The sequence below is a fragment of the Bradyrhizobium sp. Pha-3 genome, assembly GCF_042258325.1.
Lineage (GTDB): Bacteria > Pseudomonadota > Alphaproteobacteria > Rhizobiales > Xanthobacteraceae > Bradyrhizobium > Bradyrhizobium elkanii.
The window spans coordinates 3,044,853-3,061,518 of the sequence record NZ_CP170151.1 but is presented as its reverse complement, the minus strand read 5'-3'; the positions used below and the strand labels follow the sequence as shown (position 1 = coordinate 3,061,518).

The window sequence follows — 16,666 nt, the reverse complement described above, 5'->3', positions numbered from 1 at the left end:
TCTCCCTTTTTGGTTTTGTCGGCTTGTTAGCACAGTCCGCCCGGCGGCGTGAAACAGCGGTCATGGCATTGTCATAGAGGGGTAACATCGCCCGTCAATGCTGCCGTCCGATCCATCTAACACACTGAAAGACGGACCTTCATGACGACCTCCGCCCTCACCGACGAAGCCTCCCGGGATGAAGCCTTGCGGGACGAAGCCTTGCGCGCCCGCATCCATCAGGAGATGGCCGACAGCCTCGACGAGGAACTCGAGCTCGAGCTCGACGACATGAGGCTCGACGAGCTCGACCATGACGGCGCCGCCGGCAAGCCGTCGATCGACCGCAAGTTCTACTTCCGCGAATTGCTGCGGCTGCAGGGCGAGCTGGTGAAGCTGCAGGACTGGGTGCAGCACGAGAAGAAGAAGGTCGTCGTGCTGTTCGAAGGCCGCGATTCCGCCGGCAAGGGCGGCGTGATCAAGCGCATCACCCAGCGGCTCAATCCGCGGGTGTGCCGGATCGCGGCGCTGCCGGCGCCGAACGAGCGCGAGCGCACGCAATGGTACTTCCAGCGCTATGTCTCGCATCTGCCGGCCGGCGGCGAGATCGTGCTGTTCGACCGCAGCTGGTACAACCGCGCCGGCGTCGAGAAGGTGATGGGGTTCTGCAGCGACGAGCAGTACGAGGAATTCTTCAACTCGGTGCCGGAATTCGAGCGCATGCTGATCCGCTCCGGCACCGTCCTGTTGAAATACTGGTTCTCGATCACCGACGAGGAACAGGCGTTCCGCTTTTCGATGCGGATCCAGGATCCGCTGAAGCAGTGGAAGCTGAGCCCGATGGACGTCGAGGCGCGGACCCGCTGGGAGCTCTACACCAAGGCCAAGGAGACGATGCTGGAACGCACGCATCTGCAGGACTCGCCGTGGTGGATCGTCGATGCCGTCGACAAGAAGCGCGCCCGGCTCAACTGCATCTCGCATTTCCTGAGTCAGGTACCGTATCAGGCGGTTCAGCACCAACCGGTGGTGCTGCCGCCGCGGATGCGCAACCCCGACTATCACCGCGGCCCGATCCCGCCGGAGATGTACGTGCCGGGACGGTATTGATCGGACTGGGCGACACTGCGCTCCCTCGCCCCGTTCTTACGGGGAGAGGGCTGGGGTGAGCGGCTGCTTCCGCACAAGCGCTCCCAGTTCGCAAGCGGAGAGTCCCCCTCACCCGGATTCGAGCTCCGCTCGAGTCCGACCTCTCCCCGCAAGCGGGGCGAGGTAAGAAGGACCAGCGCTTGGGCAACGGCGCCTACCAATGGTGCAGGCGCGCCCACTTGCTGGCACCGGATACCGACGCTAGGCTTCCCCCGATCTGGTGCAGGGAGGCCCGTTTGACTCAATCCGACGACATCAAAATCTCCGAAGATCGCCGCGACGCGCTGCGCTATGCGCTCGGGATCGGCAGCGGCGCGGCGCTCGCGGCCGCGATGGCAACCCCGGCCGCGGCGCAGACGCAAGCCGACAATACGCTGGATCGCATCCGGGCCAGCAAGGTGCTGCGGATCGCGGTGCTGCCGGGCGAGCTGCCCTATTTCAACAAGGACCTCGCCTCGGGCACCTGGTCCGGATTCTCGATCGAGATGGCCAACGATCTGGCCAAACTGCTCGACGTCAAGCTGGAATATGTCGAGTCGACCTACGGCAATTCAATTCTCGATCTGCAGGCCAACAAGATCGATCTCGGCTTCGCGCTCAACCCGACCCCGCAGCGCGCGCTGGTGGTGGATTTCACCAATCTGGTGTTCCCGCATCCGTTCGGCGCGATGCTGAAGAAGGGGCTGGAAGCCAAGACCTGGGCCGACATCAACAAGCCCGAGGTGAAGATCGCGGTCGACGTCGGCTCGGCCAACGAAGCGGTGGCGCGCCGCTTTGCGCCGAACGCCACTATCAAGTCACTGAAGTCGCGCGACGAGGTGATGCTGGAAATGTCGTCGGGCCGCGTCGATTGCGTGGTCAACGCGCTGGTGCTCGGGCTGACCGCGATCGCCAAGAACCCGAACCTCGGCACCTACAAGATCCTGGCCTCGCCGTCGGTGACGATCGCGAGCGGCACGGCGGTACGGCGCGAAGCCGACAAGCGCTGGCGCGATTTCCTCTCGGTATGGATCGACTACAACCGCGGCATCGGCCAGATGCGCGAATGGTTCGTCAAGGGCCTCGGCCTCGCCGGCGTCAAGCCGGAGGATGTGCCGGTGGAGTTGAGTATTTGAGGCTTGGCCACCGCATCGGCGGTCGGCTCCCTCTCCCGCTTCCGGGGGAGGGCTGGGGTGGGGGTGTCACCGCGCGTCGGAACCTTCGGGTGGAAAGAGCCCCCACCCGGATCGCATCTTACGATGCGATCCGACCTCCCCCGCAAGCTTGCGGGAGAGGTGAACCACCGATGCGGCCGCTTCTCAGAATTACTCAAACCTTGTCATACGTCAGCCCGCGCTCCAGCCGCCTCGCCACCAGCGTCGACGGGAACAGGATCGCGAAATAAATCAGCGCCACGATGGTGTAGACCTCGAGCGGCCGGTAGGTGTCGGCGTTGATCAAGGTCGCGTTGTAGACGAGATCGGGCACCGCGATGATCGAGACCAGCGAGGTGTTCTTGAGCTGCGTGACCGACTGGTTGACATAGGGCGCCATCATCGGCTTCAACGCCTGCGGCAAGATCACGAGCCGCATCAGGCGCCAGCCGCGGAAGCCGAGCGCCTTCGCGGCGTCCCACTGCCCGACCGGCACGCTCTCGATCGAGCCGCGCACGATCTCGGCATAGAACGCGCCGCCATAGAGCGACAGCACGCTGACGGCGGCGACATGCGCCGGGATGTTGACGCCGATCACCACCGGAAACGCGTAGTAGAACCAGATGATCTGCACCAGCAGCGGCGTGCAGCGGAACAATTCGATATAGGCGATCAGGAGCCAGTCGATCACCGGAATGCGCCGCAGCCGCAGCATGCCGACGATCAGGCCGATCAAGGTTCCGAGGATGATGGTGCCGATGGTGTAGGCGATGGTCCAGCCGAGCCCGAGCCAGAACAGATGGCTGTACTTGGCAAGGATGCCGAAATCCCAGACGTAGTTCATCCTGCCCCTCGGTTGCCGCGCGCTTGATCGCCAAACATCGCAGGCGGCCTCGCGCAAGTCACGCGATATACCGGTTCGGCGAAAATGCCTTGACCTCGAACGGCGGCGCATCGCCCGCGATCATCGCCGCAATTGCGGCGCCCGTTCCGGGACCGGTGGTGAAGCCGATATGCTGGTTGCCGAAGGCGAGCCAGAGCCCGCGATGTCGCGGCGCCTTACCGATCATCGGCAGGCTGTCGGGCAGCGTCGGCCGCGCGCCGCGCCAGCGCTCGCCGACCGCATCGCCAAATTCGACCACGCTGCGCGCCATCGGCACCACCGCCTCGAGCTGCGAAAAATTCGACGGCGCGTCGCGCCCGGTGAGCTCGACGCCGCTGGTGACGCGAACGCCCTGCTCCATCGGCGTCATCAGAAAGCCGCCCTCCGCGTCATGGATCGGCCGCAGCAATTTGCGTGCCGGGTTCGGCACGAAGTGCTGGTGATAGCCGCGCTCGAACGCCAGCGGCACGCGATAGCCGAGCGGCCGCAGCAGCTCGGCCGACCACGGCCCGAGCGCGACCACGACATGGCGCGCGGCGATCTCGCCGTCGGCGAGCTGCACGCGCCAGCTGTCGCCGCGCGGTTCGATCCGCCAGATCCCTGATTGCCTGATCGTGCCGCCGCCAGCGGCAAGCATCTGCGCGTAGGCCTTGACCACCGCGCCGGGTGAATCGACCGATGCCGTCTGCGTGTGCAGGAGACCCGTGCTATAGGCAGGGATGATGTTCGGCTCGAGCGCGGAGATCGCCTGGCGATCAAGCACCTCGCTCCTGATGCCGAACTCGGCGAGCGCCGCCTGCTCGGCCTGCGCGGCGGCGAGCCCATCGGCGCGCCAGGCCTTGAGCCAGCCGGTTTCGCGGATGCGATGGCCGGCGCCGGCCTGCACGATCCAGTCGCGATGCAGTTTCAGCGAGGTCCCGATCAGGCCATGCAGCGCGGCGGCGCGCGGTTTGGTCTGCGACGGCACAGCGGCCGCGAGGAAGCGCATCACCCAGCCGGCATTGGCGAGCGCCCACGCAATGTTCCAGCGCAGCGCCGGATGCGCGTTGGTCAGATATTTCGGCAGGTTCTTCAGCAGCGACGGCGTATTGAGCGGCAGGATCGAGCCCGACGAGATGATGCCGGCATTGCCGTAGGAGGTTTCGCTGCCGGGCTCGCGGCGATCGACGACGACGACGGAGAGCCCGCGCTGCCGCGCGGCGAGGCCCGCCGAGACGCCGACCATGCCGGCGCCGAGCACGGCGACATCGACCTGCTGTGCTGCCATGCCCTCTGCCATCACATCAAGGTAAGGCCGCCATCGACCGGCAGTGTCGCGCCGGTGACGTGGCCCGCTTCCGGCGACAGCAGGAAGGCGACGACGGCGGCGACCTCGGCGGGTTCGGCCAGCCGCTGCATCGGATTGGCCTTTGCGACGCGCTCCCAGGTCGCGGTATCAAGCGCGCCGAACAGGCCGGGATCCTTGCGGGTGTAGCCCGGCATTACGGCATTGGCGGTGGCGCCTGACGCGGCGAGCTCGATCGCGAGCGACTTCACCAGCACCTCGAGCGCGGCCTTCGCGGCCGCCGATCCCGGATAGGTGGCGCCGGGCACGAAGCGATGCGGCCCGAAGCTCGACACCGCGACGACGCGGCCTTGCGCGCTGCGCGTGAGGTCGGACAGCGCGGCCGCCGCGATTTCATGGAAGGCCGCCGCCATTACCGCGAAGGCGCGCTCCAGCGCCTCGCGCGGCAGGCTTAAGAATTCGCGCCGGTCGGCAAAGCCCGCGGCGTGCACGATGCCGTCGATCGGCCCGAACGCGGCCCGCGTTGCCACGACCAGCGCGGTGCCGGCGCCGGCCTTGGCGAGATCGCCGGTGCAGACCTCGACCTTCGCGCCCTTGCTGCGGCATTCCTCCGCAACCGAATTCAGCCGCGCGAGGCCGGCGGGGTCAGTGCCCTGTCCGTGCAGCATCAGGGATTGATCGGGGCCGGCGAGCCGGCGCGCGACTGCGGCGCCGATGCCGGAGCCGCCTCCCGTGATGATTGAAACGCGCATGAGGTGCGTGCAGTCAGTGCGATAAGAGACAGCGAACTATAGGTTCGGCGCCACGAAATGCAAACCGCACCCATCGCCGTCAGTGTAGCGCCAGGTTCAACGCCAAATCAGCGCCACGGCTCGACCAGGATCTTGGTGTGCGCCTCGGGATTGGCGAGATCGGCAAACGCCTGCGCGACGCCGTCGATGCCGACGCGGCCGGTGACGAGCGACGCGGCATCCACCTGGCCTTCCGCGATCAGGCGCAGCGAATAGGCAAATTCCTCGGGCGTGTAGCCGAGCACATATTGGACGTTGAGCTCCTTGATGATGCCGAGCATCGGCTCGGACTTGTCGGTCTCCATGCAGACGCCGACCACGACGACACGGGCGCTGCGCGGGGCGCCCTCGAACACCTGCTGCAGCACGCCGGGCACGCCGACGCATTCGAAAATCAGCGCGGGCTTCAGCGGCGGCAGCAGCGCCTGCATCGGCGGCCGCGCCGCCTTCTCCGCGTCGGTCATCTGGGCATGCTCGGCCCAGCTCGCATAGGGCTGCGTCTTGGCAGGATCGACCACCACATCGGCGCCCATCTTCTCGGCGAGCAGGCGTCTTGCCGGCGAATAATCGGCAGCAACGATCGGTCCGAGCCCCCTGATCTTCAGCGCCGCAATCACCGCCAGCCCGACCGGCCCGCAGCCGATCACCAGCGGCACCTCGCCACCCCTGATGTTGGCCATCGCCACCGCATGCACCCCGACCGCAAGCGGCTCGGTGAGCGCGGCGTGCTCGGCCGCAAGCCCGTTCGGCACTTCGAGCAGCAGCGGCTCGCTGAGCAGCATCTGCTCTGCATAGCCGCCGAGATAATCGTTGGAATAGCCGATGCCCTTCGGGCCCTCCGGCGTCAGCAGCGCCGGCAACGAGCATACGCGCGTGCCCGGCTTCAGCTTGCGCGTGGTGTTCGGGCCGTAATCGAGGACCTCGCAGCAGAACTCGTGACCGAACACGACGTCGCGCGACAGATCCATCGGCGTGCGGCCGGGCAGGAACTTGCTCAGCTCGACCATGCGGTGGGCATGCTTGCGTGCGTGCAGATCGGAACCGCAGATGCCGCAGGCGAGCGATTTGACCAGCACCTGGCCGGCGCCGGGCTTCGGCTCGGGCACCCGGTCGACGACAATCTCGCCGTTCCTGAAGATCGCTGCGCGCATATTCCCTCCCGCGTGGGTTTTGTCCCACTCATTTTGATGCGTATTTCGTCCCGCGAAATGCTGTCGCGGATCACGTCGGGGACAAGCTTTCGCCGCAGGAGGCTATAGCACGGAGGGTCACCACGTATAGCGCATAACGCCCTTGCCGGCGTAAGACTGTGTCACGTTGGAGAATTCGCCTTCGAAGGTCGCGGCGGCCGACCAGCCGTTGCGCCACCTCAGCTCGGCGGAAGCCGTGGTCAGCGCCGAGTCGCTGGCCTGCGCCGCACCGTTGACCACGAAGGCCGCGCCAGGCAGCGTCTGGAACACGGCACCAACGGCGCGGTCCGGATTGAAGTCATGCGCCCAGGCAACGCGGCCGCGCAGCGTCACGATGCCGCCGTCAACCGCGAACGACTTGTCGGAGCGCAGGCCGAGTTCGCTCCTGACGTCGGTGACGCTCTTCGCTGCATAGTTCAGCGCGAAGGCGCCGCCGCCGGAGACCACGCTCTCCGCATAGGCCGGCAGCTCGAAGCTCGTGAACTGGGCCGCCGCGTAAGGCGTCAGCCCGATCCACGGCGTGGCATAGCGATAGCCGCCCTCGAGCCGGCCCGACCAGGCATTGGCATTGAAGTTGGCGCGCAGGTGATCGGCGCCGGCCGCAGTGACGATGCGGTCGGTGGTGACATCCTGCCAGCCATAGGCGAGCGCCGCGCTTAAGTACGCCGCGCCGACGCTGTGGCGAACGAACGCGCCGGCCTGGAACAGATCGGAGCGGCCCCAGCCGAGACCGTTGACGCTGAAGCTGGTGGCGCCGCCGGCGAGCGCAAAGCCGGCAATGGTGTTCGGCGAGAAGCGGTAGTCGGCGCCGACCGCGGTGCCATAGAGGTTGCTGCTGGTGTTGTTCGAGCCGAGCACCGCGTTGCCGCTGGTGCTCTGCGAGCCGCCATAGCCCGCCGCCCAAACGCTCCAGCGCTGCTCGAAGCTCGGCTGCGGTGGCGGCGCCTTGGTGTAGATCGCGGCCAGCGCATCGCGTGGTTCGGTCTTGCGCGCCGCATAGGCGAGCGGCGTGCTCTCCTCGGCGAACGGCGTTGCCCCCGCGCCGTCACCAAGGCCACCATCACGCCCGGCGATGAACGGATCGGTCAGCAGACCGAGGAACAGGCCCATCGCGTTGAACGTCGCCTGCTGCGAGCCGGTAGCACCCTCACCCGAGGCCTGCGTCAGGCCGTTCGGCGACAGTCCGGCGAACACCGCATTGATACCGCCATTGGCGTTGAAGAAGTTCTGCAGCGTGGTGGCGACGTTCTGCTGATTGACGTTCAGCTTCGACTTCGCGCCGTAATCGAGCGCGAAGTTGAGATAGGCGTTGCTCGCGTCATAGCCGAGCGTCGCGACGAGGTTCGACGGCAGCCCGGTTGAATCGACACCCGCAAACGTGCCACTGCGGCCGCCGGCCGCCGACAGAATGGTGTATTGCTTGGCGATCGTACTGCCGGCGGCGACGCGGACGCCGACCGATCCCGCCAGCGTCGCGCTGCCGCTCACCTTGGCCAGGGTGGACGCCGTCGAATTGAGCCCGACGAGGTACAGTGCACCCGACTGGAAGGCCAGGTTGCCCGCCACGTTCAGGAATGTGCCTGGCGTCGCATTGCCGGGCAGCAGGATGCCGCCGCTTGCAATCGTCGTGTTGCCGACGGTGCCGACGCCGGACAGCGCGCCGCCAGCATTCACCGTGGTGAGGCTCGACGAGGCGATCGAGCCGTCGACCTGAAGAATGCCGCCGTTGACCGTCGTGGTGCCGGTATAGCTGTTGACGCCGGACAGCGTCAGGGTGCCGCTGCCGGTCTTCTCGAAATTGGCAGGACCGGTGCGGCCGCCGCCGAAGCAGCCACAGATGTGGAATGGATTCGACGGATCGAAATCGGCAAGCACGCCGCTGAGCGCCGTCGAGAGATTATTGCTGCCAACGACGAGGGTGTTGCCTGAGCCGATATAGTAAAAGCCGGAGCCTGCGATCGAACCCGCGGTGATGCGCCCGTCGCCGTTCAGCCCCGTGCTGAGCGAGAAATCGACCAGTCCGGTGCCGTTGGTGATGAACTGTGCGTTGCCGCCGGTCGCGTTGTTGAAGAACTTGATGGTGCTGCCGGCTTCGGTGGTGATGGTGGCATCGCCCGCCGTAGCGAACGCCGTGAAGATGTGTTGGCTGCCGGCCTGGTTGTCGATGGTCGCATTGCCCGCGGTGGCATAGGTATCGAACTGGAGAACGCTGCCGTCCCGATTGACGATCGTCGCGTTGGCCGCGGTCGGCGCCTCCACCGGGTTGAAACCGCCAGATCCGAAATAGAGCACGCCGCTGTTGTCGAAGCTGGCGTTTGCCGCCGTGCTGTTCTGGAAAAAGGCGACCTGACCGCCCGCGAGCGTGACGATGGTTGCGGAAGCCGCGGATGAGGACTCGAAAAACTGCGTCGAGCCGCCATTGGTGCCGTTGGTGATGGTGGCCTGGCCCGCATTGGTGTGGCCCAGAAACACCGCGGCACCGCCGTTGGAGTTGTCGATCACGGCCTTGGCGGCCGTGCTGGTGTCGGAGCCGCCGGGAGGACCAAACGCGTCGCCGAACACCACGGTGCCGCCGTTGGTGTTGGTGAATCTGGCGTTGCCGGCAGAACTGGTGTCGCGGAAGATCGTGAGCGCACCATTGGTGTTGCTCACGGTGGCATTGCCCGCGGTGCTGCTGTCGCGAAACTCCGTGATGCCGAAATTCTGGTTGACGATCGTCGCCGTCGACGCCGTGGTGGAATTGTAGAACGTTGTGGTGGCGATCCCGTTGAAGCCGTCGTTGACGATCTTGGTAATGCCCGCCGTGTTGGCATTGACGATGTCGAACTTGCCGTCGACGGCGACCTCGCCGACGATCGAGGCGGTGTGGGTGGCGTCGCCGAGCTGCAAGGTCGCGCAATCGCAGATCGTGATGCCGCCGGTGTAGGTGTTGGTGCCTGTTAGCACCACGCGGCCGAGACCGCCCGAATTGTCCAGCACCGTCAGCTTGCCGGGGCCGTTGCCGTCGGCAATGTTGCCGGCGATCGTGAGCGTCACGCCATTGGCGTCGATCGCGCTGCCAATGGCCGACGTGTTGATCTTGAAGTTGTTGGCGAAGGTCAGGTTGCCGAGGCCGTCGGCCTGAAACGAGGCATTGTCGAGCGTGACGGTGCCCGACCCGACCGAGCCGTTGTTGCCGACGACAACGGCTGTATCGACCACCAGCGTGCCGCCGGAATAGGTGTTGGCGCCGGAGAGCTGCACGTTGGAGAAGCCGGACGCCGACGAGTCGATCAGGCGCAGAACGCCAGCGCCGGCACCATCGGCGATCACGCCCTGGAGATTGACCCGGGCGCCGTTCGCATCGACCGTGCCGCCGGCCGCGTTGACCGCGATGTTGTTGGCGAAGGCGATGCTCGAGACCGTCGGCGACTGCATCTGGAACGTGCCGCCATTGAGCGTGATGGTGCCGGTGCCGACCGAATCCGCATTCGTCACCTGCACGGTTCCAGCGGAGATCAGCGTGCCGCCGGAGTAGGCATTGGTGCCCGCGAGCACCAACGTGCTGTTGCCGAGCTGCTGCACCATCACGCCGGGCGCAAGCCCGTCGTTGATGCTGGCGCTGATGGTGATCGTCTGGCCGCTGTTGGCCCGGTTGATCAGGCCGCCGCTCGGCCCCGTCAAGGCGAAGTTAACCGGGTTGCCGCTGATCGTGTACGACTGCGAATTGGCGGTGAAGGTCCACGAGTCCGGCAGCATCGGGCCAGCGCCGATCGTGACCGTCGCCGATCCCGTCGAATCGAAAATGGCGGATTGGGACGGGAGGATCGGCGGCGCGCCGGGCGACGTCGTCGACCAGTTGGTCGAGAGCTGGTAATCGTCGCTGCTCGTGGTGCTGCCGCTGCCGCCCCAGGTGAAGCTCTGGGCGTGTGTCGAACTGGACGGCAACAGACTTGCAGCCGCCGAGACGCAGACTGCCGAAGCCAGCACACCGCGAAACTGCCGACGAAACGAGAAAAAGAACGAACCAAAATGCACGTGTACTGCCCCCAAACGCTCTACGGCGCTCTTGGGGCGAGATTAGCATGCAGCCAAACGCGCGATTGCCGATTGTTTCCGTAATCCTTCGATTCAGCTTCCGAAAATCGAAGTTTCGGCCCGACTGTTGTACACGCGCAACGCTAGCGGAGGCTAGCTTCGCAACCAGCGCACGATTCTCGGTACCCCGGTCAGGCGTTCGGCGAAGGCTCGCTGGCCACGGTCAGCAGCTGCGACCGTCGGACGCGCTCGCGGTGCGCGGTGTAGAGGCCCGAGGCGACGATGAAGCCGGCGCCGAGGATAGTCCAGCTGTCGGGCACTTCGCCGAAGATCAGGAAGCCGAGGATGCTGACCCACAGCAGCTGCGTGTAAGAGAACGGCGCCAGCACCGAGGCATCGCCATAGCGGAATGCCAGCACCACGATCCACTGTCCGACGGTGGACGCAACGCCGATCAGGATGCCGAACATGATGTCGTGCCAGCTCGGCGTGACCCAGACGAACGGCACCAGCGCGCTGACGATGGCGACGCCGACAATGGACGAATAGGTCATCACCGTGATCGGGCGCTCGCTGCCGCTCATCATGCGCGTCAGGATCAGCGTGCCGGCCCAGGCCAGCGCCGAGACGAGCGGGAAAATCGCGGCGGGATGGAACGCGCTGGTGCCCGGCCGCAGGATGATGAACACGCCGGCGAGGCCGACCGCGGTCGCGATCCAGCGTCGCATGCCGACCCTCTCACCGAGGAACGCGATCGACAGCGCGGTGACGAACAGCGGCGAGACGAAGCTGGTGGCCGAGGCTTCGGCGATCGGCAGGAAGCCGAGCCCCGTGATGAAGATCAGCGAGGAACCGAGCAATGCGGCGCCGCGCAGCACGTGCAGCGCGGGACGGCTGCTGCGCAGCGCGAACAGCGGCGAGCCCGGCAGCATCGCCGGCGTCATGATCATCGCGAACACCAGGAAGCGGATCCAGGCGATCTCGATCGAGGGCAGCGTGGCGGAGAGATATTTTGCCGTGACGTCGGAGGTGCCCAGGAACACGGTCGACAGCAGGATCAGCGCGATGCCCTTGAACGGCCGGTCAGTGCGGGCGGGCGCCTTGCTTGTCGCTGCGGGCGCGGTCTTTGCGGGCAATGAAAGGGGAACGCTGTCCAGCCTGGCGGCCACGGCTGCGGGGGGCGGTGTCACGGCAATCTCGAAGGCAAAATAAAGGGAATCTGCTGCTCGTACAAAACGCCAATTCCGCCGCGAGAACAATGCCCGAAAACGGGACTCCGATATGCGCCAGCGCGCGCGACCGCCCGCCGCAGGCTGTGTGCCGCCGCAACTGCAACAGTTTGTTAAGAACTGTGTGGAGCGGACGCGCTCAGAGCATCGGCAGCGAGCGCGGCTTCGGCCCGCGCGGGAACGCGGCATCGAGCGCGGCGAGTTCATCGCCGCTGAGCTTCAGAATTCCTGCCGCCGCATTTTCCGCCGCGTGTTCCGCGTTTGACGCCTTCGGAATCGCGAGCACCGACGGCAGCCGCGTGAGGAAGCTCAGCGCGACCTGGCGCGGCGTTGCCTTGTGCGCCTGCGCGATCGATTGCAGCACCGCGCCGGCCTTGGTCGATAGCGACGGAAAATCATTGTGACCGAACGGCGAGTAGGCGACGACGGCAACGCCGTGCTGCTCGCACCACGGGATCACGGCGTGCTCGATGGCGCGCTCCTGCAGATGGTAGAGCACCTGGTTGCAGGCGATCGTACCCTCACCCGCGACATCGAGCAGTTCGTCGAGATCCTCGGCGTCGAAATTGCTGACGCCCCAGGCTCGGATCTTGCCCGCCGCGATCAATTCGTCGAACGCCGCGACCGTTTCGGCGAGCGGAGTGGTTCCGCGCCAGTGCAACAGATAGCAATCGAGGCGATCGGTCTTCAACCGCTTCAGCGAGCGCTCGCAGGCGGTGATGGTGCCGCGCCGCGAGGCGTTGCTCGGCAGGACTTTCGAGACCAGGAACGTTTCGTCGCGCCGACCTGATATCGCATCCGCGATCACGAGCTCGGCGTCGCCATACATCTCGGCGGTGTCGATATGCGTCATGCCGGCATCGATGCCGCGCTTCAGCGCAGCGACGGCCGCCTTGCGGTCACCGCGATCGAGATACCAGGTGCCTTGCCCGATCACCGAGACCTGCGGGCCGCTGTTGCCGAATTTTTTTGTCTGCACGATCGCCTCGTTCTGCGTGTTTGGCTTGTGGCCCCCGCGCAGGACGATAAAGCAAACGGACGACCATGTCTCCACATCGTCGTCCCGGCGAAGGCCGGGACCCATACTCCGCAGCAGGCGTAGTTGGCGGGACTCGTCATTCCACCCGTGTGCAACAACAGATATTCGTGGTTATGGGTCCCGGCCTTCGCCGGGACGACAGCTGTTTTGTGACGCGCGCTCTCGCGTCTCTCGACGCGCGTCAAACGTTGAGGTTCATCCACACCGCCTTCGGCTCGGTAAAGTTATCGAGCGCGGCGGTGCCGTGCTCGCGGCCGAGGCCGGAATCGCGCTCGCCGCCCCACGGCAGCCGCACATCGGTGTAGCCATAGGTGTTGATCCACACCGTGCCGGCGCGGGCCCTTTTGGCGAAGCGCTGCACGCGGCCCATATCGGCGCTCCAGACGCCGGCGGCGAGGCTGTAGGCGGTGCCGTTGGCGATGCGCAGCGCATCGGCCTCGTCCTTGAACTTGATCACGCTGACGACGGGGCCAAAAATCTCCTCCTGCGAGATGCGCATCTCGTGCGCGACGTTGGCGAACACCGCGGGACTGATGAAATAGCCGCGGTCACCGACCCGCGCGCCGCCGGTGGCCAGCAGCGCGCCCTCATGTTTGCCGATCTCGACATAATCGAGGATCGAGCGCATCTGCTTCTCGGAGATGACCGGCCCGAGCGCGGTGGCGCGATCGGCGGGATCGCCGATCCGCAACGCCTCGGCGCGGGCGACCAGACGCTCGACCACCTCGTCATAGGCGCTCTCCTGCACCAGCACGCGCGAGCCGGCCGAGCAAACCTGCCCGGCGTTGAAGAAGATGCCGGCAGCCGCGGCCTTGGCAGCGGCTTCGAGATTGGCATCGTCGAAGATCACATTGGCGGACTTGCCGCCGAGCTCGAGCGAGACCCGTTTGAAGTTGCCGGCGGCGCCCTTCATGATGCCGCGGCCGACGCCGGGCGAGCCGGTGAACGTCACCTTGTCGACATCGGGATGATTGACCAGCGCATCGCCAACGATGCGGCCGGGACCGGTTACGATGTTGAGCACGCCCTTCGGCAACCCGGCCTCGAGCGCGAGCTCGCCGATCCTGAGCGCCGACAGCGAGGTCAGCTCGGCCGGCTTCATCACCACCGTGCAGCCGCAGGCGAGCGCCGGCGCGAGTTTCCACATGCCGATCATCAGCGGGAAATTCCACGGCACGATCGCGGCGACCACGCCGACCGGCTCGCGCACCGTATAGGTCAGCGCGTCGTCGCGCGCCGAGACCACATCGCCGCTGATCTTGTCGGCCCAGCCGGCGTAATAGGTCAGCGTGTCGATGGCGGCCGGAAAATCCTGGCGCAGCACCGCCGAGATCGGCTTGCCGGCATCAAGGCTCTCCAGCGCTGCGATTTCATCGGCGTGCTGCTTCAGCAGCTCGGCCCATCGGAGCAGAATATGGCCACGTTCGGCCGCGCGCATGGTGCGCCACGGCCCGTCGAAGGCGCGGCGGGCGGCCACCACGGCACGGTCGACATCCGCCTCATTGCCTTCGGCGATGGCCGCGATCACCTGCTCGGTGGCGGGATTGAGGGACTTGAAGGTGTTTCCGGACAGCGAACGGACGCGGGCGCCGTCGATCAGCAACAATTCGTCCCTGATGGTCGGGGCGCGGCGGGCGTCACGCTCATAGTCATATGCAACTGACATCATATTTCCTCCTGGTGTTGCCATTCAACCTAGGAGGCTTTCATCAGCAGTAAATATGATATCTTGTGCCTATTGGCATGCCATGATATGAAGTAATTTTCATATTTAGTGACCACCATGCTGCAGATCGAGATCGAGACCGTCTGGTGATTCCGGAAAGAGGACAGCCCGCAGACCGCGGTCGTGATGCTCGGCATCCTCAACGAGATCAGGAAGACCGGGAAGATCACCAGCGCCGCCAACGACGCGCAGCTGTCCTATCGCCATGTCTGGAACCTGATCGAGCAATGGACCGGCTTCTTCGGCGTGCCGCTGGTGGAGACGCAGCGCGGCAAGGGCTCGAAGCTGACGCCATTCGGCGAGAAGCTGGTGTGGGCCGGTGAGCGCATGCAGGCGCGGCTCGGGCTGCAGCTCGAGAACCTCGCGCAGGAACTGGTCACCGAGATCAAGCCGTTTCTCGAGCAGCGGCCGTCGGTGATCCGGGTCCATGCCAGCCACGGCTTTGCGGTGTCCAAGCTGCGCGAGTTCCTCGACCGCGCGGGCGGCGTCGGCGTCGATCTGCGCTACGTCAGCAACCAGAACTCGCTGGTCTCGCTGGCGCAGGGCGCCTGCGATCTCTCCGGCGTGCACCTGCCGCGCGGCGAATTGCGCGCGCAAGGCATCAAGGCCTGCCGCGAATGGCTCGATCCGCGCGAGGACCGCGTCATCAATTTCGTGACGCGCGAGATGGGCCTGATGGTCAAGCGCGGCAACCCGCTGAAGATCACGTCGCTGAAGGACCTGGTCGAGCGCAAGGCCCGTTTCGTCAACCGCGACCATGATTCCGGCACGCGGCTGCTGTTCGATCAATTGCTGGCGCTGCACAAGATCCCGGAAGGGCGGATCAACGGCGCCCAGCACATGGAATTCACCCATGCGGCGGTCGCCGCCTATGTCGCCAGCGGCATGGCGGATGCGAGCTTTGGCGTCGAGGCCGCGGCGCGGCAGTTCGGGCTCGATTTCATCCGCCTGCTCACGGAAGATTATTTCTTCGTCTGCAAGCGCGCCTTCCTCGAGACCGAGCCGATGCAGCGGGTGCTCGACATCATGAAGAGCAGCGAGTTTCACAAAGCGGTGGGCGCCCTTCCCGGCTATGTCGCCTCCAACACCGGCGCCGTCAGCGGCGTGAAGGAGTTTCTCGAGAAGCTGCATTCGGACCGCTGACCAGGCCACACCCGGCGGCGGCCGACCTGGTGGCCGTCGATCCTTCGGGACCCGCGTCAGGTGCGATGACGAGGATCGACAGACGGGAAAATATCTAGCCGAGGCCGCCGATGTCGGCGACCAGCACCGAGCCTGTCACCGATTCCGTGATGTAAAGACGGTCGCGGTTGGCGCCGCCGATCGCGACGTTGGTGCAGCTCGGCCCGGCGCAGGACTTGATCCGCGCGATGCACTCGCCGTTCGGCGCAAACACGAAGACATGGCCGAGCGAGGCGTGCGCGACGAACAGCCGACCGGCGGCGTCCATCGTCATGCCGTCGGGCCCGCTCGGGCCAAACAGCGAGCAGAAGCGGCCGACCTTGGAGACGCTGCCGTCCTTCATGAACGGCGCGCGCCAGACCGCATTGTCGCGCGTCATGGCGACGAACAAGACTGCCTCGTGCGGATCGAGCACCAGGCCGTTCGGGCTGATGCCGGTGTCGATCAGGCAGTCGAGCGCCCCATTCACCCGCAGTCGATAGACGCGGCCGGTCGGATCGTGCAGCCCGGTCTGGCCCTGATCGGTGAAATAGATGTCGCCGTTCGAGGCGATGTGCAGGTCGTTGCAGCCGCGGAACGATTCCGAATTGCGCGAGCGCAGCAGGGGCGTGAACTCGCCGGACCTGGCATCGAGCTCCATCAGGCCGTGCCGATAGTCGGCGATCAGGATGCGGCCCATCGCATCGATCTTCAGCCCGTTCGGCCAGCCGTCATACTCGGCAACCTGCGACCATGACTTGTCAGGCGCGATCCTGAAGATGCGACCGAACGGGATGTCGACGATGTAGAGATTGCCATCGGCATCGAACGACGGTCCCTCGATGAAGCAATCGGTCACCGCGCCCGGGCGGTTGGCGTCGGCCCATTCGCTCGCCATCCTGCGGCGGAATTCGGCCGGCACGGCGGAGAAGATTTCGGTCGGGATCAGTTTCGGCGGCGTTTCCAGGAACATCATTGTTGGTTCACCCGTTGGCGGAGCGGGCGAACCATAGATGCTTGCGTGCGCCATTGCGAGCGCCGCGAAGCAATCCACCTATCCGCCTGAGCGATGGCCGGACGGAAG

11 protein-coding genes and 1 pseudogene are annotated in these 16,666 nt (G+C 65.7%); 3 read left to right on the top strand and 9 right to left on the bottom strand.

Features of this window, described 5'->3' with window-relative positions; genetic code table 11:
• Window positions 1-141 precede the first annotated feature (141 nt).
• Together ppk2 and ACE10X_RS14280 are read left to right on the top strand one after the other, a co-directional pair.
• Entirely contained in the window at window positions 142-1,089 is a 948-nt protein-coding gene (gene ppk2, locus ACE10X_RS14285; protein ID WP_038383883.1) for a polyphosphate kinase 2, read from the top strand.
• A 275-nt stretch (window positions 1,090-1,364) separates the two neighbouring features.
• Window positions 1,365-2,243 carry a transporter substrate-binding domain-containing protein gene (locus ACE10X_RS14280; RefSeq protein ID WP_038383884.1) on the top strand — a complete coding sequence of 293 codons (879 nt, stop codon included), beginning with the start codon at window positions 1,365-1,367 and terminating at the stop codon, window positions 2,241-2,243.
• A gap of 193 nt (window positions 2,244-2,436) precedes the next feature.
• Here ACE10X_RS14280 and ACE10X_RS14275 read toward each other — a convergent pair whose 3' ends face one another.
• From ACE10X_RS14275 to ACE10X_RS14240, 8 genes are all read right to left on the bottom strand, one after another.
• Entirely contained in the window at window positions 2,437-3,105 is a 669-nt protein-coding gene (locus ACE10X_RS14275) for an amino acid ABC transporter permease (protein WP_016839817.1), read from the bottom strand.
• A 58-nt stretch (window positions 3,106-3,163) separates the two neighbouring features.
• Window positions 3,164-4,411, bottom strand: coding sequence for an FAD-binding oxidoreductase (locus ACE10X_RS14270; protein WP_085970565.1), 1,248 nt, complete (start codon window positions 4,409-4,411; stop codon window positions 3,164-3,166).
• A gap of 11 nt (window positions 4,412-4,422) precedes the next feature.
• Complete coding sequence (locus ACE10X_RS14265; protein WP_038383886.1) at window positions 4,423-5,181, bottom strand: SDR family NAD(P)-dependent oxidoreductase; 759 nt, start codon at window positions 5,179-5,181, stop codon at window positions 4,423-4,425.
• Window positions 5,182-5,288: 107 nt separating this feature from the next.
• The gene (locus ACE10X_RS14260) at window positions 5,289-6,371 is read right to left on the bottom strand and encodes a zinc-binding dehydrogenase (RefSeq protein WP_038383887.1); all 1,083 of its coding nucleotides are present in this window, start codon (window positions 6,369-6,371) and stop codon (window positions 5,289-5,291) included.
• A 117-nt stretch (window positions 6,372-6,488) separates the two neighbouring features.
• Window positions 6,489-10,376: an autotransporter domain-containing protein gene (locus ACE10X_RS14255; protein WP_375764579.1), complete on the bottom strand. Its 3,888-nt coding sequence runs from the start codon at window positions 10,374-10,376 to the stop codon at window positions 6,489-6,491.
• Between the two features lie 242 nt (window positions 10,377-10,618).
• A complete protein-coding gene (locus ACE10X_RS14250; RefSeq protein WP_038383889.1) occupies window positions 10,619-11,596 on the bottom strand; it encodes a DMT family transporter in 978 nt (325 codons plus the stop codon).
• Between the two features lie 199 nt (window positions 11,597-11,795).
• Complete coding sequence (locus ACE10X_RS14245) at window positions 11,796-12,635, bottom strand: aldo/keto reductase (protein WP_038383901.1); 840 nt, start codon at window positions 12,633-12,635, stop codon at window positions 11,796-11,798.
• A 241-nt stretch (window positions 12,636-12,876) separates the two neighbouring features.
• Entirely contained in the window at window positions 12,877-14,361 is a 1,485-nt protein-coding gene (locus ACE10X_RS14240) for an aldehyde dehydrogenase family protein (protein WP_038383902.1), read from the bottom strand.
• Between the two features lie 117 nt (window positions 14,362-14,478).
• Here ACE10X_RS14240 and ACE10X_RS14235 point away from each other — a divergent pair.
• Window positions 14,479-15,564 (top strand): annotated as a pseudogene (locus ACE10X_RS14235) (substrate-binding domain-containing protein).
• Between the two features lie 94 nt (window positions 15,565-15,658).
• Here ACE10X_RS14235 and ACE10X_RS14230 read toward each other — a convergent pair.
• Window positions 15,659-16,558 (bottom strand): SMP-30/gluconolactonase/LRE family protein, encoded by a 900-nt coding sequence (locus ACE10X_RS14230; RefSeq protein WP_193375409.1) that lies wholly within the window; start codon window positions 16,556-16,558, stop codon window positions 15,659-15,661.
• Between the last annotated feature and the right edge of the window lie 108 nt (window positions 16,559-16,666).

What these genes read in the sequence shown, in the direction of transcription:
- ppk2 (WP_038383883.1), top strand. Translation starts at nt 142, where the DNA reads ATGACGACCTCCGCCCTCACCGACGAAGCCTCCCGGGATGAAGCCTTG.
- ACE10X_RS14275 (WP_016839817.1), bottom strand. Translation starts at nt 3,105, where the DNA reads ATGAACTACGTCTGGGATTTCGGCATCCTTGCCAAGTACAGCCATCTG.
- ACE10X_RS14270 (WP_085970565.1), bottom strand. Translation starts at nt 4,411, where the DNA reads ATGGCAGCACAGCAGGTCGATGTCGCCGTGCTCGGCGCCGGCATGGTC.
- ACE10X_RS14265 (WP_038383886.1), bottom strand. Translation starts at nt 5,181, where the DNA reads ATGCGCGTTTCAATCATCACGGGAGGCGGCTCCGGCATCGGCGCCGCA.
- ACE10X_RS14260 (WP_038383887.1), bottom strand. Translation starts at nt 6,371, where the DNA reads ATGCGCGCAGCGATCTTCAGGAACGGCGAGATTGTCGTCGACCGGGTG.
- ACE10X_RS14240 (WP_038383902.1), bottom strand. Translation starts at nt 14,361, where the DNA reads ATGTCAGTTGCATATGACTATGAGCGTGACGCCCGCCGCGCCCCGACC.
- ACE10X_RS14230 (WP_193375409.1), bottom strand. Translation starts at nt 16,558, where the DNA reads ATGATGTTCCTGGAAACGCCGCCGAAACTGATCCCGACCGAAATCTTC.